The 21,790-nt window shown below is 59.8% G+C and carries 20 protein-coding genes; 6 read left to right on the forward strand and 14 right to left on the reverse strand.

Annotated elements, in window-relative coordinates; all coding sequences use genetic code 11:
* Nucleotides 1–29 precede the first annotated feature (29 nt).
* Nucleotides 30–539, forward strand: coding sequence for a 6,7-dimethyl-8-ribityllumazine synthase (locus AC3I65_RS19865; RefSeq protein ID WP_047228778.1), 510 nt, complete (start codon nucleotides 30–32; stop codon nucleotides 537–539).
* A 137-nt stretch (nucleotides 540–676) separates the two neighbouring features.
* On the opposite strand, the gene astE is transcribed toward AC3I65_RS19865, so the two are convergent.
* From astE to acs, 13 genes are all read right to left on the reverse strand, one after another.
* On the reverse strand, nucleotides 677–1,684 hold the full coding sequence (astE, locus tag AC3I65_RS19870; RefSeq protein ID WP_047228779.1) for a succinylglutamate desuccinylase: 1,008 nt from the start codon (nucleotides 1,682–1,684) through the stop codon (nucleotides 677–679).
* Between the two features lie 11 nt (nucleotides 1,685–1,695).
* Entirely contained in the window at nucleotides 1,696–1,983 is a 288-nt protein-coding gene (locus AC3I65_RS19875) for a hypothetical protein (RefSeq protein WP_047228780.1), read from the reverse strand.
* 70 nt (nucleotides 1,984–2,053) lie between these two features.
* A complete protein-coding gene (astB, locus tag AC3I65_RS19880) occupies nucleotides 2,054–3,400 on the reverse strand; it encodes an N-succinylarginine dihydrolase (protein WP_076383739.1) in 1,347 nt (448 codons plus the stop codon).
* Nucleotides 3,401–3,544: 144 nt separating this feature from the next.
* Nucleotides 3,545–5,014 carry a succinylglutamate-semialdehyde dehydrogenase gene (astD, locus tag AC3I65_RS19885; RefSeq protein ID WP_488524327.1) on the reverse strand — a complete coding sequence of 490 codons (1,470 nt, stop codon included), beginning with the start codon at nucleotides 5,012–5,014 and terminating at the stop codon, nucleotides 3,545–3,547.
* Entirely contained in the window at nucleotides 5,011–6,036 is a 1,026-nt protein-coding gene (gene astA / locus AC3I65_RS19890) for an arginine N-succinyltransferase (RefSeq protein ID WP_076383737.1), read from the reverse strand. Before astA ends, astD begins: the two co-directional genes overlap by 4 nt.
* A 54-nt stretch (nucleotides 6,037–6,090) precedes the next feature.
* The gene (aruF, locus tag AC3I65_RS19895) at nucleotides 6,091–7,110 is read right to left on the reverse strand and encodes an arginine/ornithine succinyltransferase subunit alpha (RefSeq protein WP_047228784.1); all 1,020 of its coding nucleotides are present in this window, start codon (nucleotides 7,108–7,110) and stop codon (nucleotides 6,091–6,093) included.
* A 217-nt stretch (nucleotides 7,111–7,327) separates the two neighbouring features.
* The gene (locus AC3I65_RS19900) at nucleotides 7,328–8,548 is read right to left on the reverse strand and encodes an aspartate aminotransferase family protein (protein WP_047228785.1); all 1,221 of its coding nucleotides are present in this window, start codon (nucleotides 8,546–8,548) and stop codon (nucleotides 7,328–7,330) included.
* 398 nt (nucleotides 8,549–8,946) lie between these two features.
* Nucleotides 8,947–9,927: a transcriptional regulator ArgR gene (gene argR / locus AC3I65_RS19905; protein ID WP_047228786.1), complete on the reverse strand. Its 981-nt coding sequence runs from the start codon at nucleotides 9,925–9,927 to the stop codon at nucleotides 8,947–8,949.
* Nucleotides 9,928–10,040: 113 nt separating this feature from the next.
* Nucleotides 10,041–10,805 carry an ABC transporter ATP-binding protein gene (locus AC3I65_RS19910; RefSeq protein ID WP_047228787.1) on the reverse strand — a complete coding sequence of 255 codons (765 nt, stop codon included), beginning with the start codon at nucleotides 10,803–10,805 and terminating at the stop codon, nucleotides 10,041–10,043.
* Nucleotides 10,806–10,861: 56 nt separating this feature from the next.
* The gene (locus AC3I65_RS19915) at nucleotides 10,862–11,560 is read right to left on the reverse strand and encodes an ABC transporter permease (RefSeq protein ID WP_047228788.1); all 699 of its coding nucleotides are present in this window, start codon (nucleotides 11,558–11,560) and stop codon (nucleotides 10,862–10,864) included.
* Nucleotides 11,557–12,246 carry an ABC transporter permease gene (locus AC3I65_RS19920; RefSeq protein ID WP_047228789.1) on the reverse strand — a complete coding sequence of 230 codons (690 nt, stop codon included), beginning with the start codon at nucleotides 12,244–12,246 and terminating at the stop codon, nucleotides 11,557–11,559. Before AC3I65_RS19920 ends, AC3I65_RS19915 begins: the two co-directional genes overlap by 4 nt.
* A gap of 90 nt (nucleotides 12,247–12,336) precedes the next feature.
* Nucleotides 12,337–13,110, reverse strand: coding sequence for an ABC transporter substrate-binding protein (locus AC3I65_RS19925; RefSeq protein ID WP_047228790.1), 774 nt, complete (start codon nucleotides 13,108–13,110; stop codon nucleotides 12,337–12,339).
* 711 nt (nucleotides 13,111–13,821) lie between these two features.
* Nucleotides 13,822–15,777, reverse strand: a complete 1,956-nt coding sequence (gene acs / locus AC3I65_RS19930; protein ID WP_047228791.1) for an acetate--CoA ligase — start codon at nucleotides 15,775–15,777, stop codon at nucleotides 13,822–13,824.
* 562 nt (nucleotides 15,778–16,339) lie between these two features.
* On the opposite strand from acs, the gene AC3I65_RS19935 reads away from it, so the two are divergent.
* The 4 genes from AC3I65_RS19935 to AC3I65_RS19950 all read left to right on the forward strand — a co-directional run bounded on the left by AC3I65_RS19935 (nucleotide 16,340) and on the right by AC3I65_RS19950 (nucleotide 20,024).
* Nucleotides 16,340–16,603, forward strand: a complete 264-nt coding sequence (locus tag AC3I65_RS19935; RefSeq protein ID WP_047228792.1) for a DUF2790 domain-containing protein — start codon at nucleotides 16,340–16,342, stop codon at nucleotides 16,601–16,603.
* Between the two features lie 29 nt (nucleotides 16,604–16,632).
* Nucleotides 16,633–16,848 carry a hypothetical protein gene (locus tag AC3I65_RS19940; protein WP_047228793.1) on the forward strand — a complete coding sequence of 72 codons (216 nt, stop codon included), beginning with the start codon at nucleotides 16,633–16,635 and terminating at the stop codon, nucleotides 16,846–16,848.
* Between the two features lie 489 nt (nucleotides 16,849–17,337).
* On the forward strand, nucleotides 17,338–18,585 hold the full coding sequence (locus AC3I65_RS19945; protein ID WP_025215114.1) for a ribonucleotide-diphosphate reductase subunit beta: 1,248 nt from the start codon (nucleotides 17,338–17,340) through the stop codon (nucleotides 18,583–18,585).
* Between the two features lie 452 nt (nucleotides 18,586–19,037).
* Entirely contained in the window at nucleotides 19,038–20,024 is a 987-nt protein-coding gene (locus AC3I65_RS19950; protein WP_139049344.1) for a hypothetical protein, read from the forward strand.
* A gap of 5 nt (nucleotides 20,025–20,029) precedes the next feature.
* Here AC3I65_RS19950 and AC3I65_RS19955 read toward each other — a convergent pair whose 3' ends face one another.
* On the reverse strand, nucleotides 20,030–20,842 hold the full coding sequence (locus tag AC3I65_RS19955) for a sulfite exporter TauE/SafE family protein (protein WP_488524092.1): 813 nt from the start codon (nucleotides 20,840–20,842) through the stop codon (nucleotides 20,030–20,032).
* Between the two features lie 113 nt (nucleotides 20,843–20,955).
* Between AC3I65_RS19955 and AC3I65_RS19960 the strand changes: the two genes are divergently transcribed.
* Nucleotides 20,956–21,732: an AraC family transcriptional regulator gene (locus tag AC3I65_RS19960; protein ID WP_488524093.1), complete on the forward strand. Its 777-nt coding sequence runs from the start codon at nucleotides 20,956–20,958 to the stop codon at nucleotides 21,730–21,732.
* Nucleotides 21,733–21,790 lie beyond the last annotated feature (58 nt).

Raw genomic sequence — 21,790 nt, forward strand, 5'->3', positions numbered from 1 at the left:
CTGTTTTTTACACAAACAGGAACCAGAACATGCAACCCACCGCAATCGACAGCAAAAGCAAACATCATCCGGGCGAGCGCGTCGCGTTCATCCAGGCCTGCTGGCACAAGGAAATCGTCGACCAGAGCCGCAAAGGCTTCGTCGCCGAAATGATCAATCAAGGTTATCAGGAAAGCGATATCGACTTCTTCGAAGTCGGCGGCGCCTTCGAGATCCCGCTGCATGCCAAGCTGCTGGCCAAATCTGGCCGCTACGCCGGCATCGTCGCCGCTGGCCTGGTGGTGGACGGCGGCATCTACCGTCACGAATTCGTCGCCCAATCGGTGATCAGCGGCCTGATGCAGGTTCAGCTGGAAACCGAGGTGCCGGTGTTCTCGGTCGTACTCACTCCCCATCACTTCCACGCTGGGGAAGAACATCAGAAGTTCTTCTTTGAGCATTTCGTGCACAAGGGCCAGGAAGCGGCGAAGACCTGTGCCGATACCCTGCACAAGACCCGGGCGTTGCGGCGCAGTGAGCAGCGGGCGGTAGCGGTCTAAATCCAGACACAGATCCAAATGTGGGAGCGAGCCTGCTCGCGATAGCAATGTAGCAGTCGACAGCAATGGCGACTGGCACTCCGTCATCGCGAGCAAGCTCGCTCCCACAAAAGGCTTGTATCAGTTTGGGATTCAGGTCAGGCCAGGTTTTCGTCCGTCGCCGGCACAATCAGGATCCCGGCCCGCAAACCATTCTTCACCTTGGGGTTGGGGAAGATGATCCGGGCGCCCTCTTCTTCGATCACCCAGCGGGTCTGGGCAATGTCTTCGGCCAGCACATAACCTTTTCCAAGTTCCGAGAAGTTCTCGATGTCCGCCGGCAGGTTCAGGCGGAAACTGTCGCTGTGCTTGATGATTTCCCGCGCGACGCTGAACAGTTGCAGGCCGTCCAGACTTTCGTCCGATTCGGGTTCGCTGCCTTCGATGATCTGTTGCAGACGGGTTTCCAGCAGGCTGACGTTGACACCGTCGTTTTCCCCGAACGGCCGGGCCTTGCCCAGTTCCAGGGTGAAAGACTCGGCACCCAACTGGTCATAGGTGTAGGCGCTGAACACAATGGACGGTTTGTTCTGCAGCAGCACCGCTTCCATGCCGGCGGCGCGCAGCCGCGCCAGTTCACGGCGTGAATGCTGGCGACCTTCCTTCCACGGATACAGGGCGAATTGCTCAATCTTCGAACCCCGGATGGCGGTGTGCAGGTCGTAATGCAAGCGACTGCGGTCCGGCACGCTGAAGAAACTGGCGGCCAACCGCTCCAATTCGCACGCCCGCAACGCCTCGGCGCCGCCGCTCAACTCATGGCGACCATTGAACAACCGATTGACGTCCTGCTCGACAAAACGCTCTCCGCGACGAATGGCCTCGGGATTGCCGAACAGAAACAGAATGCGTGCCCGTGGCTTGAGATCCCCACGGGCGATGTCGTGCAGCAACCGATCAAGCAATTCGATCGGTGCGGTTTCGTTGCCGTGGATACCGGCTGACAGCAACAGGTCCTGGCCATTGTCCCGGGCCTGGGGCGGCTTGACCTCCAGCGCGCCCTCGCTCAGCCAGCGCATCCGTACGCCCTCGACAGTCAGTTGAGTCTTCTCCGCCGGTTCACGGCCGGCGAGGGTCAGTTCAAGCAATTTGCCGAGGGCGAGCATAGCGCGGCTCCTTAATGGTCGTGGCCGCAATCCGGGCCATGGACATGATCATCGTCGCCCATGTCGGCCGGTTCCATTTCCAGTTGCAGGCTCACCAGGTTGGTCGCCAATGGGCGCAACAACAGGTTGGCGTATTCCTCATCGCCTTCTTCGACATCGACACCGATCAGCAACTGACCGCGGCCGTCCTGCTGGATCCACAGCTCTTTGCCCTGCCACATGACCGCAACGCGGGTGCAGGAGGTTTCCAGTTGGGTGCCGTCGGTGTCTTCAAGGATCAGTTGCAAGGTATCGCTCATGTTTTTACGTTCTCGTCGGGGGAAAAAGGCAACGCGCCCTGCTTTGACTGTAGTCAGGTCGCGCGCGCTTTCAATTGATCTGGAAAGGATAAACCGCGCCAAGTTTAAGGATTTGTGTCAGCTCATCCAATGCCGCCCGGCATTCGAGCAGCAACTGCGGGTCTGCCAGGTCGTTTTCGGTCATGCGATCGCGGTAGTGACGCTCGACCCATTGGGTCAGCGAATCGTACAACGGCGCGGTCATGATAACCCCTGGGTTGACGGCGGCCAGTTCGGTTTCATTGAGTGCCACGCGCAGCCTCAGGCAAGCCGGGCCACCGCCGTTCTGCATGCTTTGCTTGAGGTCGAAGACCTTCACTTCGCCGATCACCCCGCCAGAGCCCGTCAGGCCTTGCAGGTACTGCCAGACGCGTTCGTTGCCGCGGCACTCCTCCGGCACGATCAACAGCATCGAGCCGTCGGGACGCGACAGCAACTGGCTATTGAACAGGTAGGAACGTACCGCGTCATCGACGGTAACCGCCGAACGCGGCACGCATACCGACTGAAATTTCCCACCGACCTTGGCGAGTTTGCTGCTCAGCTCGGCCAGCATCCGGTCGGTCTCGAGAAACGCATCCTCGTGATAGAACAACACTTCGCCGTTGCCCACCGCGATCACATCATTGTGGAACACGCCCTGGTCGATCACCGATGGGTTCTGTTGGGCGTAGACCACGCCCTCCTCCCTCAGACCATGCAGACGAGCGACCGCTTGAGAAGCTTCCAGGGTCTGGCGCGCCGGGTACTTCTGCGGCGCGGGAAAACGGGTATCGAAGGCGCTGCGGCCGAACACGAAGAATTCAACACCGGCCTCGCCGTAGGTCCGGCAGAAACGCGTGTGGTTGGCCGCGCCTTCGTCGCCGAACTGCGCCACCGCTGGCAGCGCGGCGTGGTGGGCGAAGTGCTGCTGATCGGCAAACATCGCCCCCAGTACGCGACTGGTGGTCGGGTGTTCAATGCTGCGGTGGTATTTGCAGTTCAGGTTGGCGGCGGTGAAATGCACGCGGCCGTCAGCCGTGTCGGCGCTTGGGCTGACAGTGGCGGCGTTGGCCACCCACATGCTGGAGGCCGAGCAACTGGCGACCAGCAGCGGCATCGCTTCTTTGGCAGCCTGCTGGATGACCTGGGCATCGCTGCCGGCAAAACCCAACCGACGCAGGGCCGCCACGTCGGGACGCTCCTGTGGCGCCAGCACACCTTGCTGGAAGCCCATGTCCATCAGCGCTTTCATTTTCGCCAGGCCCTGCAACGCCGCTTCCTTGGGGTTGGAGGACTGTTGGCTATTGCTCTGGGACGCGACGTTGCCGTACGAGAGCCCGCCGTAGTTGTGGGTCGGCCCCACTAGACCGTCAAAGTTGACTTCATAGGATTTCATCAGCGAGGCTCCACGAGAATCTGTTTTTTATAGGCATCAAGTAACGGTTCATCGAACACCGCGGCGCGGCTATCGCGGGCAAGCCTTGCTCCCACAGGTTTTGCATCATATCTGTGGGAGCAAGGCTTGCCCGCGATGGCGGTCTCAAGACATTCGCACACCGGGGGTCAGGGCAGCCGGCATGACAAGGCTCGGGGTTTCCAGCGACGCCACCGGATACGCACAATAATCGGCCGCGTAGTAGGCACTGGCGCGGTGGTTGCCCGAGGCCCCAACACCGCCGAACGGCGCGCTGCTGGCCGCTCCCGTCAGTTGTTTGTTCCAGTTGACGATGCCGGCACGGCTCTGCAGCCAAAACTGCTGGTAGCGCTCCTGGGAATCCGACAGCAGACCCGCAGCCAAGCCATATTGGGTGTTGTTGGCCTCGGTGATTGCCGCAGCGAAATCCGCGTAGCGAATCACCTGCAACAACGGCCCGAACAGTTCTTCATCAGGACGCTCGGCTACCGTCGTCACATCCAGGATGCCCGGTGTCAGCAACGCCGCCTGGGCTTGCGGTTGGGTCATGGTCAACAGCGGCACGGCGCCCAGGCCCAGCAAATGGTTCTGCGCATCCATCAGCGCCTTCGCTGCGGCCAGGGAAATCACCGAGCCCATGAATGGCGCCGGTTGCTGATCAAAGGCGCCGACTTCCAGCGTCGAGCTGACCGCCACCAGGCGCGCCAGCAAGGCATCGCCCCACGCCCCTTCGGGCACCAACAGGCGGCGCGCGCAGGTACAGCGCTGCCCGGCAGAAATGAAGGCCGACTGAATGATGGTGTAGACCGCCGCGTCGACGTCCGCCACCTCATCCACCACCAGCGGATTATTTCCGCCCATTTCCAGCGCCAGGATCTTGTCCGGGCGCCCGGAAAACTGTTGATGCAACAGGTTGCCGGTGCGGCTGGAGCCGGTGAAGAACAACCCGTCGATGCCCGGATTGGCCGCCAGGGCGATACCGGTTTCCCGCGCGCCTTGCAGCAGGTTCAGCACGCCCGCCGGCAGGCCGGCCTCGACCCAGCACTTGACCGTCAGCTCAGCGACTTTCGGGGTCAGTTCGCTGGGTTTGAACAACACACTGTTGCCCGCCAACAAGGCCGGGACGATGTGACCGTTGGGCAAATGGCCGGGGAAGTTGTAAGGGCCGAACACTGCCACCACACCGTGGGGCTTGTGCCGCAGCACGGCGATGGCGTCACCCAGGGGGCCGCTTTTTTCGCCGGTCCGCTCGCGGTAGCTCTGAATCGAAATGGCGACCTTGTTGACCATGCTGGTGACTTCGGTGGTCGCTTCCCACAACGGCTTGCCGGTTTCTTCACCGATGCAGTGGGCCAGTTCATCGGCGTGGTTCTTCAAGGCAGCGGCAAACGCCTCCAGCACCTGGATACGTTCATCCAGCGAACGACGGGCCCAGTCCGGGAAGGCCTGACGCGCGGCCTGCACCGCCGACTCCACCTGCGCCGCCGTGGCGCCATTGCCAGACCACAGCACTTGCTGGGTCACCGGGTTCAACGACTCAAAGAGATCACCCTGACCTTCCAGCCAGCTTCCAGCGATGTACAGCGACTTCATTATTTCGACTCCCGAGCAGCGGACAACGCAACGGCGCGCACCTGATCGCCGGCGTTGAGTTGAAGACGTTTGGCAGTCAGCGGATCAACCACCAAGGTGCCCGCGGCCAAGCGCGCCGGTGCAGCAGTGATGCGGCAGTCTTCGCGTTTGCGGTTATGCATGATGAACGGCGTGGCGTCGTCGCCCGGCGTGCCGATGGCCAATACCAGTGCCTGGCTGTCGCGGATCGCGCGGATCTTGCCGGTTTCACATTCAACGGCCGGGCCGGCGTCGAAGATGTCGACGTAACCCTGGTAACTGAAACCTTCGCTCTTGAGCATCGACAGCGCCGGCTCCGTGTCGGGATGAACCTGGCCGATCACCGCCCGGGCATCCTCCGACAGGAAACAGGTGTACAGCGGGAACTTGGGCATCAGCTCAGCGATGAAAGCCTTGTTGCCCACGCCGGTCAGGTAGTCGGCCTGGCTGAACTCCATCTTGAAAAAGTGTCGCCCCAAGCTTTCCCAGAACGGCGAGCGGCCTCGGTCATCGGACATGCCACGCATCTCGGCGATGATCTTGTTGCCAAACAGGTTCGGGAATTCGGCGATGAACAGCAGCCGCGCCTTGGCCAACATGCGGCCATTGAGGCCAGTGCGGTAGTCGGCGTGCAGGAACAGCGAACACAGCTCGGAGTTGCCGGTCAGGTCGTTAGCCAAAAACAGCGTCGGGATTTCCCGATAGATGTTCAGCTCCTGGGAGGCGCTGACCGTCAGGCCGACCCGGAAGTTGTACCAGGGCTCGCGCAGCCCAACGGCCCCGGCGATGGCTGAGATGCCCACCACACGGCCGTCGTCGTCTTCGAGCACGAACAGGTAGTCAGCATCGCCACGTCCGGCTTCGCCGCGAAAAGTCTTCTCGGCCCAGCCGACCCGATGAGCCAGGCGCTCCTCGTTGGCCGGCAAGGTGGTCAGGCCGGTGCCGGTGCTGCGGGCCAGGGCAATCAGAGCGGGTAAGTCGCTGCTGCGTACGGGACGAACGATCATGCTATCTCCTCAAACGGGCCGCTTGCGCCACCCGCGAAACTTCGCTGTAAGGCGTTAAACCGCCACCAGGCGCACGCTGGCACCCTCACCGACGCCCAAGGCTTCGGCCGCTTCCATATCCAGGGTCACCGGTTTGCCGGGCGCGTAGTCAAGCTCCAACAGAACGGCGCGGTAATCCTGCAACTGGGCGTTGGCCACCAGGTATTGCCGGCCGGCGCCCTTGACGGGCTCACCGAGTTTGACCGGCACCACGCGGCTCTGGGCAATCGAGCGGATCCCCGAGACACGGGCATGCAGAGTCGGGCCACCGTCAAAGATGTCGATGTAATGATCGGTCTCGAAACCCTCGCGCATGAGGATGTCGAAAGTGATCTGCGCACGCGGATGGACCTGGCCCATGGCTTCCTGGGCGGCGTCCGGCAACAGCGGCACGTAGATCGGGTAATGCGGCATCAGCTCGGCGAGGAAGGTGCGGCTCTTCAGCCCGCACAGGCGCTCGGCGGCAGCGTAGTTGAGGTCGAAAAAGTTGCGACCGATGGCGTCCCAGAACGGCGAGTCGCCATTTTCATCGCTGTAGCCGACGATCTCGGTCACCACCGAATCGGCAAAGCGCTCCGGATGGCTGGCGACGAACAGCAGGCGCCCACGCGAATTGAGTTCCGACCAGGGCGAACCGACCAATTCCGGCACCACATAGAAGCTGGTCAGCAAGCTGTTGCCGGTCAGGTCGTGGCACTGGGAAAGCACGTGGATCTTGTTGTGGATCTTCAGCTCACGGGAGGCGTGAACGAACGTTTCGTTGCGGAAACTGTAGAACGGCTCGGAATAACCGGCCGAGGCAACGATGGCCGAACAGCCCGCCAGCTTGCCGGTCGCGGTGTCTTCAAGGACGAAGAAATAGCTTTCTTCGCCGTTGAAGCTGACTTCGGCGGCAAACGAGGCTTCACTCGCGGCGATCTTGTCGCTCAGGCGTTCCACGTCATCCGGCAAGGAAGTGACACCGATCGGACTGTCCGCAGCCAGACGCTGTACCTCGCCCAGATCCGCCATTTGTGCGGGGCGCATCACCAGCATGGTGTCACTCCTTTACTTGAAATAAATGGTTCGACCCATTGGTCGACACAAAGAAAAAATACCGGACCGGCAAGCGCTTCAACGCACGTGTAAAACGGTCTTGCTGTGGGAGCGAGCCTGCTCGCGATCAGGATCGCCTCAGCCCATCAGGCAGATCGAGTCGCCTGCATCGCGAGCAGGCTCGCTCCCACAATGGATCAGGTCCGGCCTTTAAAAATCAGGCTTGCGTCAGCTTCGCCGCGGCCCGCTCGAAGCGGTCCAGGCCGGCATCGATGTCGGCATCTTCGACCACCAGGCTCGGCGCGAAACGAATCACGTCCGGACCTGCCTGCAGGATCATCAGGCCTTCCTGTTCGGCGGCGTTGAAAATGTCCTTGGCCTTGCCTTTCCAGGCGTCGTTCAGCACACAGCCGATCAGCAGCCCCAAACCACGCACCTGGGTGAACAGGCCGTATTTCTCGCCGATCTGCTCCAAGCGGGTCTTGAACTTGCGGTGCTTGGCTTTGACGCCTTCGAGCACTTCAGGCGTATTGACGGTATCGATCACCGCTTCGGCCACCGCACACGCCAGCGGGTTGCCGCCGTAAGTGGTGCCGTGGGTGCCGACTACCAGATGCTTGGCCAACGCTTCAGTGGTGAGCATTGCCGCGATCGGGAAACCACCGCCCAGGCTCTTGGCGCTGGTGAGGATGTCCGGGACCACGCCGTAATGCATGTAGGCGAACAGGTGGCCGCTACGGCCCATGCCGGTCTGCACTTCATCGAATACCAGCAGCGCGTCGTGGGCATCGCACAAGTCACGGGCACCTTGCAGGTAACCCAGCTCGGCCGGCAATACGCCGCCCTCGCCCTGGATCGGCTCCAGCACCACGGCGCACGTCTTGTCCGAAATGGCCGCTTTCAAAGCCGCCAGGTCGTTGTAAGGGACGTGGGTAATACCGGTGATTTTAGGACCGAAACCGTCGGAATACTTCGATTGCCCGCCCACGTTCACGGTGAACAGCGTACGGCCGTGGAAGCTGTTGAGCGCGGCAATGATTTCGTACTTCTCGCTCCCGAAACGATCGAACGCGACGCGACGGGCCAGCTTGAAGGCGGCCTCGTTGGCTTCGGCGCCGGAGTTGCAGAAGAAAGCCCGCTCGGCAAAGGTTGCATTGACCAGTTTATGGGCCAGGCGCAGGGCCGGCTCATTGGTAAAGACGTTGGACACATGCCACAGCTTGTTCGCTTGTTCGGTCAGGGCGGCGACCAGTTTCGGATGGGCGTGTCCCAATACGTTGACCGCGATACCGCCGGCGAAGTCGATCAGTTCGCGACCGGACTGGTCCCACACGTGGGAACCGGCGCCACGCACAGGGATGAAAGCAGCAGGCGCATAGTTGGGGACCATAACCTGATCGAAATCGGCGCGTTGTACGGCGGCTTGCTCAACGGACATCGGAGTCTCCTGAAGAGGAACACCCGCCTGGAACTGGCGAGCGATGAGGGGATTGTAAGGACAGTTTTCAGCCCGGCCTTGTCGCCAAGCGACAACTTCTTATAGCGCCAACCCCCGTTTTTAGCGGGTTTATGGCAATGCGACAAATAGCGTCGCAAAGGCGCAGTTTAAACGTTGTCGCGGGATTTTAGGCGTTGGCTTCTACATTTCCCTGGCCATGCAAAACCTTGTGGCGAGGGGATTTATCCCCGCTGGGTTGCGAAGCAACCCTAAAGCAGGCAATTCGGTGTGCCAGATAGATTGGGTTGACTGTCTTGGGGTTGCTTCGCAACCCAACGGGGATAAATCCCCTCGCCACAGGGTTACATACCCCCGCCCTTACAGAGGAGGCGCCGACCCTAGCCGCGTTCGGACGGCACCGATGACAATTCGAATGGGCTGCTGCTGCGCCGCTGGTTGCGGTCTTCCCGGGGCGTGGCGCCGAAGAAGTTGCGATAGGCGCTGGAAAAATGCGGCCCCGAGGAGAAGCCGCAGGACAGGCCGATCTGAATGATCGACTTGCTGGTCTGCATCAGCATCTGCCGCGCCTTGTTCAGACGCAGTTCCAGGTAGTACTGGCTCGGCACGCGATTGAGGTATTGCTTGAAAATCCGCTCCAACTGGCGACGGGACACGCACACATGCTGGGCAATTTCGTCGGTGGTCAGCGGTTCTTCGATGTTGGCTTCCATCAACAGCACGGCCTGGGTGAGCTTCGGATGGCTGGAGCCCAGACGGTTCTGCAACGGGATGCGCTGGCGCTCACCCCCCTCGCGGATGCGCTCGACCACCAGTTCTTCCGAGACCGCGCCGGCCAGTTCCGCGCCGTGATCGCGCGCCAACACAGCCAGCAGCAGATCGAGCACCGACATGCCACCGCAAGCGGTCAGGCGATCGCGGTCCCAGTCAAACAGATGGCTGGTGGCAATGACCTTGGGGAAACGCTCGGAAAAGTCGTCCTGCCAGCGCCAATGCACGGCGGCGCGGAAACCATCGAGAAGACCCAGTTGGGCCAACGGGTAGACACCGGCGGACAAACCGCCAATCACACAACCGGCACGCACCAGCTGTTTGAGCGCGCTGCTCAGGGGTGGCGCAAGAGCGGTCGGGGGTTCGTCAGCCAGCAGAAACAGCTTCTGGAAACCTTCAAGCTTGCCGGCCCAGGGTTCGCCCGGTAGCTGCCAGGCGCCTTCGGTCTGCGGCTCGGCCTGCAAAAACGACAGTTCGTAGACGACATCCGGATGCACCCGCTGAGCAACACGCAAGGCCTCCTCGGCCAGCGCCAGCGTCAAGGCTTTAGTGCTGGGCCAAATCAGGAAACCAATTCGATGGGCAGTCATGGTGGGCAATCCGAAGCGAAAACAGTGTTAAAGCCAAAAGCGGCTGCAACCAAATTAGACCATCTGGCGCGCGATGCGCAGCATGACCTGAATCAGGTGCGTAACGGGAGCGATTACTTGAGGCTGCCCGAAAGAAATTGTTGCAGCCGCTCCGATTGCGGATTGACCAGCACTTCGCGCGGGTTGCCGCTTTCTTCAACGATGCCTTTGTGCAGGAAGATCAGTTGGTTCGACACTTCCCGGGCAAAGCCCATTTCGTGGGTCACCACCACCATGGTCCGGCCTTCCAGTGCCAGGGCCTGCATCACTTTGAGCACATCGCCCACCAGTTCCGGATCAAGGGCCGAAGTCGGCTCGTCGAACAGCATGACTTCCGGTTCCATCGCCAGCGCCCGGGCAATCGCCACGCGCTGCTGTTCGCCGCCGGACATGTGGCCCGGGTAGGCGTCCTTGCGATGCGCCACGCCGACCTTGTTCAGGTAGTGCTCGGCCTTTTCGCGCGCCTCGGCCTTGGCCACGCCCAGTACATGCACCGGCGCTTCCATGATGTTTTCCAGCGCGGTCATGTGGGACCACAGGTTGAAATGCTGGAACACCATCGACAGCCGCGAACGCATGCGCTGCAGTTGCTTGGGGTCGGCGGCCTTCAAGGCACCGTCCTTGCCAGCCACCAGTTTCAGCTCTTCGTTGTTGAGCAGAATCTTGCCGGCATGGGGTTGCTCAAGCAGGTTGATGCAACGCAGGAAGGTACTTTTGCCCGAGCCACTGGAGCCGATGATGCTGATCACATCGCCGGCGGCGGCCTTGAGGGACACACCCTTGAGCACCTCGTGACTGCCATAGCGTTTATGCAGGTCTTGGACTTCGAGCTTGTACATGCGGTCGGTTCTCACAAAACGTCAGTCGTTGAGCAGTCGATCGGATCGATGCGTTATCAGTGCTTGCGCGGGGCCAGGTAACCCAGCCAGCGGCGCTCGGCCAGCTTGAACAGGCGCACCAGGATAAAAGTCAGGCACAGGTAGAAAACGCCGGCCGTGATGTAAGCCTCGAACGGCAAGTAGTACTGCGCATTCACCGTGCGCGCGGCACCGGTGATGTCGATCAGGGTCACGATGGAGGCCAGGCTGGTGGTCTGCAACATCATGATCACTTCGTTGCTGTACTGCGGCAGTGCCCGGCGCAGGGCCGATGGCAGCAGGATCCGGCGATACAACTTGTAGCGTGACATGCCCATGGCCTTGGCCGCCTCGATCTCACCGTTAGGCGTGGCGCGCAGGCTGCCGGCGATGATTTCGGCGGTGTAGGCGCTGGTATTGATGGCAAAGGCCAGGCAGGCACAGAAGGTCGCGCTGGACAGCCACGGCCAGAGGAAGCTCTCGCGTACGGCTTCGAACTGCGCCAATCCGTAGTAGATCAAAAACAGCTGCACCAGCATCGGCGTGCCGCGAATCACATAGGTATAGAGCCAGGCGGTCATGTTGATGACCGGCTGCTTGGACACCCGCATCAGCCCCAGGGGCAACGCCGCCAGCAGACCGAAGAACAGCGACAGGGCCAGCAGCTTCAAGGTGGTCAGCAGGCCGCTGAAGTACAGCGGCAAGGCTTCGTAGATGACGTTGTAGTCGAAGATCATAGATCAGCCGCCCTTATGCCTACCGAGTAGCGCTTCTCGAGTTGACGCAATGCCAGCAGCGAGACACTGGTAATCACCAGGTACATTGCCGCCACTGCCAGGAAGAAGGTGAAAGGCTCGCGGGTGGCATCCGCCGCCTGCTTGGCCTTGAACATCATGTCTTGCAGGCCCACCACCGAAATCAGCGCCGTGGCCTTGGTCAACACCAGCCAGTTGTTGGTGAACCCCGGAATCGCCAGGCGAATCATCTGCGGCACCATCACCCGGAAAAACACCTGGAACCCACTCATGCCATACGCCATGCCCGCTTCGGCCTGCCCTTTGGGGATAGCCATGAATGCACCGCGAAAGGTTTCCGACAGGTACGCACCGAAGATGAACCCCAGGGTACCGATGCCGGCCGCCAGCGGGTTCAGGTCGATGTAATCGTCATAACCGAGCATCGGCGCCACGCGATTGAGCAGGTCCTGGCCGCCATAGAAAATCAGCAGGATCAGCACAAGGTCGGGAATGCCGCGAATGACCGTGGAATACAGGTCACCCAGCCACGCCAGCCAGCGCACTGGCGAGAGGCGCAACGCGACGCCGATCAGCCCCAGGACAATGGCCAGGGCCATGGACGACAAGGCGAGCTCAAGCGTCAACCATGCGCCATCGAGGATGACAGCCCCGTAGCCTTTCAACATGATTCAGATCCTCGAGAGTGGGATGAAAAAATGGCGCAAACCGCAGAGATCCTGTTGCTTGCGCCATTTCGCACGAGTGGCGGGACGTTGTTACTGGCCGTAGATATCGAAGGCGAAGTACTTGTCCTGGATTTGCTTGTATTTGCCGTTCTCGCGAATGGCGGCAATCGCGCCGTTGATCTTGTCCTTGAGGGCATCACCCTTGCGAACCGCGATGCCTACGCCGTCACCGAAGTATTTGACGTCGGTGAAGGCCGGGCCCACGAACGCAAAGCCCTTGCCGGCGTCGGTCTTGAGGAAACCGTCATCCAACAGGGTAGCGTCTGCCACGGTGCCGTCGAGACGGCCGGCGGACAGGTCCAGGTAGATTTCATTCTGCGAACCGTACGGCTTGATCTCGGCACCCAGCGGGGCCAGGACTTCACGGGCGAAGCGCTCGTGGATCGAACCGCGCTGCACGCCGACGTTCTTGCCCTTGAGCTCGGTCAGGCCCTCGCTGATCTGAGTGCCGGCCTTCATCACCAGACGAGCCGGGGTGTTGTAATACTTGTTGGTGAAATCAACAGACTTCTTGCGATCTTCAGTGATCGACATGGACGACAGAATCGCGTCGATCTTGCGCACCTTGAGCGCCGGGATCAGGCCGTCGAATTCCTGCTCGACCCACACGCACTTGACCTTCATCTCTTCGCACAGCGCATTGCCGATGTCGTAGTCGAAACCGACGATACTGCCGTCCGGGGCCTTCGAGGCGAACGGAGGGTAAGCCGCTTCGATACCGATTTTCAGGGGCTTTTCTGCGGCGAATGTCGACAGGGACAGCACGGACAGTGCCAGGGCGCCAAGCAGCACAAGTTTCTTCATCTTGGGACTCCATCGGGAAAGGGCAAAAACGGCAGAGTGAGCAACAGCCCAATATGCGAATGGGTGGAACGAACTTTAGTGCTGCGTCCTAAGAAAGCGTGCGTCAATTCAACGCAGCTCACGACGAGCGAGTGATCGGCATTCTAACGACAGGCCCGAAGCCGATATTTCTTCAATGCGACAACAAATTACAGAAGCACAGAAAACGCGACCTGAGCGCATTGACAGCCCCGCAAATTCATGCAAGAGCAAAAGAAAGGAAACCGATCTATGCTGCAAATTGCGGGCCCATTATTCGCAAACCCTTCTAATCCGGCAAGCACAGCGTGTCGCCTTGTTTTCCAAGACGCCTGGAACCGCCCTATAACGGGGCTTCGCGTTTCACATCGCCCCGTTGTGGCGCCTTTGGTTACACATTCCGAAACACCGGTAACGTTCAGCCCCCTCCTACTTTAAACGCCGATATTTATTCATCCATCGAACCCGTGGCGAGGGAGCTTGCTCCCGCTGGGCTGCGCAGCAGCCCCAAAGCCAGGCACAGCGGTCGTTCAGTCATACCGCATTGGCCGGTTTACGACTGCTGCGCAGCCGAGCGGGAGCAAGCTCCCTCGCCACAAAGGCACCACACGTCAAACTCTTCTGGCGTTAGCGACCATAAAAAAACCCCGCTCGGCAAAACCGGGCGGGGCTTTTCGGTGTTACGGGCTACCGTCAGGCGACGTTCATGGTCTTGTGCGTCTCGATCAGATGCGCCACCACACCCGGATCAGCCAAGGTAGAGATATCACCCAACCCATCGTATTCCGCCGTGGCGATCTTGCGCAGGATGCGGCGCATGATCTTGCCGGAACGGGTTTTCGGCAGGCCCGGGGCCCACTGGATCACGTCTGGCGAGGCAATCGGACCGATCTCCTTGCGCACCCAGTTCTTCAGTTCCAGACGCAAGGCCTCGCTGGTTTCTTCGCCGGCATTGAGGGTCACGTAGACATAAATGCCCTGCCCCTTGATGTCGTGCGGCACACCCACCACCGCCGCTTCGGCGACTTTCGGGTGGGCAACCATGGCGCTTTCGATCTCGGCCGTGCCCATGCGGTGGCCGGAGACGTTAAGCACGTCATCCACCCGACCGGTGATCCAGTAGTAGCCGTCCTCGTCACGACGCGCACCGTCGCCGGTGAAGTACATGCCGCTGAAGGTCTTGAAGTAGGTATCGACAAAGCGGTCGTGGTCGCCGTACAGCGTGCGCGCCTGGCCTGGCCACGAATCGAGGATCACCAGGTTGCCTTCGGCCGCGCCTTCCACCAGGTTGCCAAGGTTGTCCACCAACGCTGGCACCACGCCGAAGAACGGACGCGTGGCCGAACCCGGCTTCAACGCCGTGGCACCCGGCAATGGGCTGATCAGCACGCCACCGGTTTCGGTCTGCCACCAGGTGTCGACGATCGGGCAACGTTCCTTGCCGACATTCTTGTAGTACCAGTCCCAGGCTTCCGGGTTGATCGGCTCGCCCACCGAACCCAGCAGGCGCAGGCTGCTGCCATCGGCACCTTCGACAGCGGCGGTGCCCGAGGCCATCATCGCGCGGATGGCGGTCGGCGCGGTGTAGAGAATATTGACCTTGTGCTTGTCGATGACCTGGGCCACACGGGTGATGTCCGGGTAGTTCGGCACGCCTTCGAACAGCAGCGTGGTCGCGCCATTGGCCAACGGGCCGTAGACGATGTAGCTGTGGCCGGTGACCCAGCCGACGTCGGCGGTGCACCAGTAGACTTCGCCCGGCTTGTAGTCGAACACGCGCTCATGGGTCAGGGCCGCATAGAGCAGGTAACCGGCGGTGGTGTGCTGCACGCCCTTTGGCTTACCGGTGGAACCGGAGGTGTAGAGGATGAACAGCGCCTCTTCAGCGCCCATTTCCTTCGGCGCACAAACGGTACCGGCCACTTTCATCAGGTCTTCGTACCAGATGTCACGGTGCTGGTTCCACTTGATGTTGCCAGCCGTGCGCTTGCACACGATGACTTTCTGGATGCTGCTGGTTTCCGGGTTGGTCAACGCATCATCGACGTTGGCCTTGAGCGGGATCTTCTTGCCTGCACGAATACCTTCGTCAGCAGTGATCACCACTTTGGATTTGCAGTCGATAATCCGACCGGCCAGTGCTTCCGGCGAGAAACCGCCGAACACTACCGAGTGAATCGCGCCGATCCGGGTGCAGGCCAGCATGGCGACCACGGCTTCGGGGATCATCGGCATGTAGATCGTCACCACGTCGCCGCGATGCACGTCCTGGCCGCGCAGGGCGTTGGCGAACTTGCAGACTTCTTCATGCAGCTCGCGATAGGTGATATTGCGGCTCTCGGCAGGGTCATCGCCCTCCCAGATGATCGCAATCTGATCGCCGCGCTCGGCCAGATGACGGTCGAGGCAGTTGTAGGAAACGTTCAAGGTGCCATCGGCAAACCACTTGATGTCGACATGGTGATCGTCGAAGGACGTCTGCTTCACCGTGGTGAAAGGCTTGATCCAGTCGAGGCGCTTGGCCTGCTCGCGCCAGAAACCATCCGGGTTGACCACCGACTGCTGGTACATGGCCTTGTAGGTCGCCTCGTCAGTCAGCGTGTTAGCCGCTACCTCGGGACGAACGGGATACAGAGAAGCCGCACTCATCTTTCTTACCTCGGTGACATAGTTGTTTTTGTATGTACCCGTTGTAGCCGGGGCGAGCCTATAGAACCATTCGACGATGGTAGTAACAAGTCCCTACAAAATGTCGGTACTAACGTGCAAACCCTGCCAGTTGGCCTTTTCCTGTGGGAGTGAGCCTGCTAGCGATAGCAGTGTGTCAATCAACAGTGCTACTGGCTGATCTGACGCCATCGCGAGCAAGCTCGCTCCCACAGGGATCTCCAATAAAACGAAAATCCCATACACACCACAGACCCATTGTGGGAGCGAGCTTGCTCGCGATGGCGGCGGCAAATCCAACATAGATGCAACAGACAACACCCGCCACCTGCAACGATTATTACCAGATCAACCAACAGTGTTTATCAAAACCCGGTCTTTTTGCGATTACCCCCACCCCCTAAAATCCACCTCGCCAACCGGCAAACACGATTAACGCAACACAGCCCCCACGAAGGCCGTTAATCCAACTCCCAAAACCTGTTCCACACGCAGCCCCAAAAAGGTTGCGTGACCCCACTCGACCTCAAAAAAGGTGAAACAGATGAAAGCTTTATGGGTTCTGGTCCTCGCTGGCCTTAGCGTCACCGCGATGGCAGATGAGGCCCCGACCGACGTTGCACAGCAAAAACCAGCCATTGAGGAGTACACCTACTCCACCCACCTGGACATCGCCAAAGTCATCTCCATGAGCGACATCCCGAACGTCTGCGAAGTGGTCCCGGCCAAGATGGAATACGACGACTCCAAAGGCCAGCGCCACATCCTGCGCTACAGCGTCATGGGCACCGGCTGCTCCAACGGCTGATCAACTTAAACGAACCAGGAGCAACCTCCATGAAAACCAAACTGATCCTTGCCTTGACCCTGTCCGTCCTGGCCGCCCAGACCTTTGCCGCCGACGGTTATGACCGCACCGGCTCCGCTGTCGCTGAAGACGGTTACGACCGAACCGGTTCGGCCACCGTTGCCGAGGATGGCTACGACCGCACCGGCTCCGCTACTGTCGCTGAAGATGGCTATGACCACACCGGTTCGGCACATATCGGTTGATCATAAATGGCATTTTCCATAGCCCGATTTTGATCGGGCTTGGTTGTGTCTGTAACCATCAAAAAGCCCTTGCAAACACAACATGTAGTGCAAAACCTCAAAAAACGCTCGTTTTTTGATCAAAAAATACCGTCACCCGACCCATGCAAAAAAAATCTTCAGCGGCCAAAGCCTTGTAAACCCTTGCTCCCACGCGGATATACCGCCCGCGACCTCCTCCGTGGGCTATTTCGCCGCAGCACGTAGGCAAAAAAGTCCTTATAATGCCGCCTTAAACGGGCCTGCAATATTCCCTTACAGGGAGTCAAACCAGCCTGAAGCCCACGCAGAGGCCCATTGCCTCCTCGCGCTCACAGCCGCTTCAGAACGACCCGTACATTTTTCTGTTTATTGCCTGCGTCAGCTGCTGCAACAAACGATTTTCCAAGATCCACCGCGGCCAGTAGGCCTTCAACGGGCATCTGGCCCTCACGCAGGAGACAACACGTCATGCTGAGCTGGGACGAATTCGACAAAGAAGACGGCGAAGTCGCTGTAAAAGGCGCCAACGCCGGCCACGCTTCTGAAGCCAACATGGACCGCCTCGACAGCGCCGGCGGTGCCGCCGCCCTCGAAGCCCGGGCCGTGACGGCCAGCGACTCGGCCGCGATCATTCGCGCCAAGGCCGCCCTCGACAAACTCGACGTCGCCGAAGGCCTCGCCGAGCTCGAAGGCGCCTCCGCCCGTGTCGCCGTCGATGAAAAGCGCATGATCAACTGCCGCGCCGACCTCAACCAGCTCGTGCCATTCAAATACGACTGGGCCTGGCAGAAGTACCTGGACGGCTGCGCAAACCACTGGATGCCGCAAGAAGTCAACATGACCGCCGACATCGCCCTCTGGAAAACCCCGGAAGGCCTGACCGACGACGAGCGCCGCATCGTGATGCGCAACCTGGGCTTCTTCTCCACCGCCGACTCCCTGGTTGCCAACAACTTGGTCCTGGCCGTGTACCGCCTGATCACCAACCCCGAATGCCGCCAGTACATCCTGCGCCAGGCGTTCGAAGAGGCGATCCACACCCACGCCTACCAGTACTGCATCGAATCGCTGGCCATGGATGAAGGTGAAATCTTCAACATGTACCACGAGATCCCATCGGTCGCGAAAAAAGCCGCCTGGGGCCTGAAATACACCCGTTCGATCTCCGATCCGAAGTTCGAAACCGGCACCCCGGACACCGACAAAGAGTTGCTGCGCAACCTGATCGCCTACTACTGCGTTCTGGAAGGCATCTTCTTCTACTGCGGCTTCACCCAGATCCTCTCCATGGGCCGCCGCAACAAAATGACCGGCGTCGCCGAGCAGTTCCAATACATCCTGCGCGACGAATCCATGCACCTGAACTTCGGCATCGACGTGATCAACCAGATCAAAATCGAAAACCCGCACTTGTGGGATGCCGAGATGAAGGAAGAAGCGACCCAGATGATCCTGCAAGGGACTCAGTTGGAGATCGAATACGCGCGCGACACCATGCCTCGCGGCGTGCTGGGCATGAACGCGGCGATGATGGAGGACTACCTCAAGTTCATCGCTAACCGTCGCCTGTCGCAGATTGGTCTGAAGGAAGAGTATCCAGGGACGACGAACCCGTTCCCTTGGATGAGCGAGATCATGGACTTGAAGAAAGAGAAGAACTTCTTTGAGACTCGGGTGATTGAGTATCAGACGGGTGGGGCGCTTAGCTGGGATTGATTCGAAAGAAAAATCTCAGGCTGCACGCTTAAATAAAAACCCCGTGAAAACGGGGTTTTTTGTTTTCTATAAGAGCCGATATCGCGTTTAACTTCAGGGCAGCCAAGCAACCCTTGCCCTAGGAAAAACTCAGAATCGTTGCGCATTGGTGGCGGAAAGCTTCTCGGATTTTGCGAGGGTTTTGAGATTCCATCAGAAGCCGTCGTCCGTTGTTCAGGCGGCGGTTTTTTGTTGGTGATATGGAATTGGGGCTGCTACGCAGCCAGCGGGAGCAAGCTCCCTCGCCACGGGGTGTCAAACCACAGGTTAGCGGCAAGCTTGATGGCCCGGTGATTTTGGGCATCGCGAGCAGGCTCGCTCCCACAGGTTTTTGGTGGTGTGCTGAAACTTCGAGTGCAACCGGCGCTGCCCTTCGCTATTAATACATTTCCCCCTCATGGACCCGAGCCCCGATGAAATTCGACCTCGCCTACTGCCTCAGCCTCGACGACAAGCTGTCGATCTATGACGTGCGCGATTTGAATTTCGACGAGACGGTGGCGTTCGATTCCGCGAAGGAACAGTTTCAATGCCCCAACGATGCCTGTCGGGCGGCGTTTGATGCGGCGAATGTGTTGGGGACGTTCAACGCCAAGAACGTGAATTACGTGCGCACGCCGCACTTCAAGAACATCCCCAGCACGCGGCATATCGAGGGTTGTCCTTATGTCAGCCTGAAGACTCCGGCGTCAGGCCTGGAGACGGAGGGCGGGGAAACGGATGACGGTCCGGAGGAGCATTTTCCGTCGGAATTATTGCTGACTCGGCGTGAGTATGTGCGCAAGCCATCCAGCCCGACGGTGGTAGCGGACGTTCTGCGCGATGAGCGAGAGCCTTCAGCCGCCAGTCATGTCGAGCACCCGAGCCGTGATTCAGCGCCGGACAAGACCAGCGTCTTCGCCCATCCGGTGGAGTGTTTTGTGTCGAACTTCGCGGACAAGGATCTGCTCAAGCGCATGCCGCTGAAGATTGGCGAGCACACGGCGCCCTATGGATCGTTCTTCAAGAAGATCGAGTACCTGCTGGACAACAAGGGGCTGATTTACTGGGGCAAGATCAAGCAGATCAAGGATTACACCCAGAGCTTTCGCATCGACTTCGAAGCAAAGGTCTGGTTCAAGCAACCGGACGAGGCGAAGAAGAAGCCTTACTCGGTCAACGTTTACCTGAGCAAGAAGCTGATCGACAACTACCGCAAACGCAAAGCGTTTCTGGAAGAGATCAAGCACGCCATCGAGAGTGACGCGCCGTTGTATTGCTTCTTTTATGGCGTGACGCCGGAGCTGAAACAGGTGCCGAGCAAGAAAAACCCCGAGCAGACGTTCGGGGTGTTCAGCGCCAATATCGAGAACCTGGATCACTTCATTATTCGGGAAGCGCCGGGGTTGGCTGGTCAATAGCTACCCTACCCCAGCCACATCCCAACCATCACAAACATCAACAACCCTACATACACCCGCGCATGCAGCCGATCCGGTATCCGCCCGATCCATGGTGTTGCCAGACGGATGCCCAGTAGCGCGCCGAGTGTGAGCACAACAAAGGCCAGCAAGTCTACGAAACCGACAAACCACGGGCCGAAGTCTGTCCCGGTGAAGCTGGCCAAGGCCATGTAGGTGATGGTGCCGGCCAACGCGACGGGCACGCTCAGTGGATTGGCCATCGACGTGGCCTGGGACATGCTCAGGCCACAACGGCGCAGCAGTGGCACGGTCATGACGCTGCCGCCGACGCCCAGCATTGTGGCGATGATTCCGATGGTTGTGCCGCCCAACGCGGTCTCCATTGGCGCCAAAGGTCGTAGGACGGCATCGCTGGGGCGTGTCAGAAAACCTCGCCGCAGCAGGCAGTCCAGGATGGTCAGGCCCAGGTAAGCCATGAAGGCGTAGCGGATAATCTCGCCATTGAGCCAAGTGGCGGCCGCTGCGCCGAAGACCGCCCCCAGCGCAATGAAACCGCCGAACGGCCACAGGTAATGACGAATCAGTTGACCGGCACGCTGGTGTTTTCCGGTGGCGACCAGGGCGTTGACGATCATGACGCAGGTCGAGGTGGCGACGGCAATGTGCATGGCCGATTCACCGATGGCGTCAACCGAGTGATGGGCCATCAGCATGCGATACATCAAAGGCACCACGACGAAACCGCCGCCAAAGCCGAACAACACCGCCGTTACGCCACTCAGGCAGCCGAAGCACGCAAGCAATACATAGAACATCGAGGCGAATCCGTGAAATGGGAGGCGCCCCACGTTAGATAAGCGAAGCTTGGCCCGCTCTAGCAAACAGGCCAATAATGTTTGCGTTTACGCCAATGATGAGTAGCCCCTCGATGCGCAACACTTCGATCGATTTATTGGATGCGATCCCCAGGGCTGTCGTCGCCATTGGCACCGACTACCCCCACGGACATTTACTGCCCTCGCACCATCATCGCCGGGCGCAGTTGCTGTATGGCGCCACTGGTGTGATGCACGTCCGCACCGAAGACGGTAATTGGGTGGTGCCGCCGCAACGGGCGGTATGGATCCCGCCCAGGGTTGCCCATGAGGTGCTGATGCTGGGGGTCAGCACGCGCAGCGTGTACATCGAACCGGCCGCGGTGACGGCCATGGACGCCCGTTGCCAAGTCATCAGCGTGTCGCCCCTGATGCGCCAGTTGCTGCTGGAAGCCGTGGAGCTTGCGCCGGAATACGACGAGGCCGGACGCGACGGCGCGCTGATCAATCTGTTGCTGCACGAACTGTTGCGCAGCACTCATTTGCCGTTGCACCTGCCACTGCCCAAGGACCCACGCCTGCTCGGCCTGTGCCAGGAGTTTCTGAAACGCCCCAACGCCCACGTCTCACCTGTGCAATGGGTGGCACAGTTGCCTATCAGCCTGCGCTCGTTCAATCGGCTGTTCAGCCGGGAAACCGGGTTGAGTTTCAGCCAATGGCGACAACAGGCCTGTGTGATGTCGGCGCTGTCTCGATTGGTCGTAGGCGATTCGGTAACCCGTATTGCCCTGGATCTGGGCTACGACAGCCCCGCAGCGTTCTCCACCATGTTTCGCCGGGTGCTGGGTCACGCACCGAGTGCCTGGCTGGAAAAGACCACCGGTCATTGATCAAAAAAATGAGATTGATCAGGATTCAAAACAACTGTACAAAAACACAGTATTTTTT

It is taken from the genome of Pseudomonas sp. N-1-13, from assembly GCF_057787095.1.

Excerpts from the sequence above, each read along its gene's own strand:
- AC3I65_RS19925 (WP_047228790.1), bottom strand. The coding sequence starts at position 13,110 with ATGAAGAAACTTGTGCTGCTTGGCGCCCTGGCACTGTCCGTGCTGTCC.
- AC3I65_RS19915 (WP_047228788.1), bottom strand. The coding sequence starts at position 11,560 with ATGATCTTCGACTACAACGTCATCTACGAAGCCTTGCCGCTGTACTTC.
- AC3I65_RS19865 (WP_047228778.1), top strand. The coding sequence starts at position 30 with ATGCAACCCACCGCAATCGACAGCAAAAGCAAACATCATCCGGGCGAG.
- acs (WP_047228791.1), bottom strand. The coding sequence starts at position 15,777 with ATGAGTGCGGCTTCTCTGTATCCCGTTCGTCCCGAGGTAGCGGCTAAC.
- astE (WP_047228779.1), bottom strand. The coding sequence starts at position 1,684 with ATGCTCGCCCTCGGCAAATTGCTTGAACTGACCCTCGCCGGCCGTGAA.
- AC3I65_RS19945 (WP_025215114.1), top strand. The coding sequence starts at position 17,338 with ATGCTGAGCTGGGACGAATTCGACAAAGAAGACGGCGAAGTCGCTGTA.
- AC3I65_RS19920 (WP_047228789.1), bottom strand. The coding sequence starts at position 12,246 with ATGTTGAAAGGCTACGGGGCTGTCATCCTCGATGGCGCATGGTTGACG.
- AC3I65_RS19875 (WP_047228780.1), bottom strand. The coding sequence starts at position 1,983 with ATGAGCGATACCTTGCAACTGATCCTTGAAGACACCGACGGCACCCAA.
- astA (WP_076383737.1), bottom strand. The coding sequence starts at position 6,036 with ATGATCGTTCGTCCCGTACGCAGCAGCGACTTACCCGCTCTGATTGCC.
- aruF (WP_047228784.1), bottom strand. The coding sequence starts at position 7,110 with ATGCTGGTGATGCGCCCCGCACAAATGGCGGATCTGGGCGAGGTACAG.
- AC3I65_RS19950 (WP_139049344.1), top strand. The coding sequence starts at position 19,038 with ATGAAATTCGACCTCGCCTACTGCCTCAGCCTCGACGACAAGCTGTCG.
- AC3I65_RS19910 (WP_047228787.1), bottom strand. The coding sequence starts at position 10,805 with ATGTACAAGCTCGAAGTCCAAGACCTGCATAAACGCTATGGCAGTCAC.
- AC3I65_RS19935 (WP_047228792.1), top strand. The coding sequence starts at position 16,340 with ATGAAAGCTTTATGGGTTCTGGTCCTCGCTGGCCTTAGCGTCACCGCG.
- astB (WP_076383739.1), bottom strand. The coding sequence starts at position 3,400 with ATGAAATCCTATGAAGTCAACTTTGACGGTCTAGTGGGGCCGACCCAC.
- argR (WP_047228786.1), bottom strand. The coding sequence starts at position 9,927 with ATGACTGCCCATCGAATTGGTTTCCTGATTTGGCCCAGCACTAAAGCC.
- AC3I65_RS19960 (WP_488524093.1), top strand. The coding sequence starts at position 20,956 with ATGCGCAACACTTCGATCGATTTATTGGATGCGATCCCCAGGGCTGTC.
- AC3I65_RS19940 (WP_047228793.1), top strand. The coding sequence starts at position 16,633 with ATGAAAACCAAACTGATCCTTGCCTTGACCCTGTCCGTCCTGGCCGCC.
- AC3I65_RS19955 (WP_488524092.1), bottom strand. The coding sequence starts at position 20,842 with ATGTTCTATGTATTGCTTGCGTGCTTCGGCTGCCTGAGTGGCGTAACG.
- AC3I65_RS19900 (WP_047228785.1), bottom strand. The coding sequence starts at position 8,548 with ATGTCCGTTGAGCAAGCCGCCGTACAACGCGCCGATTTCGATCAGGTT.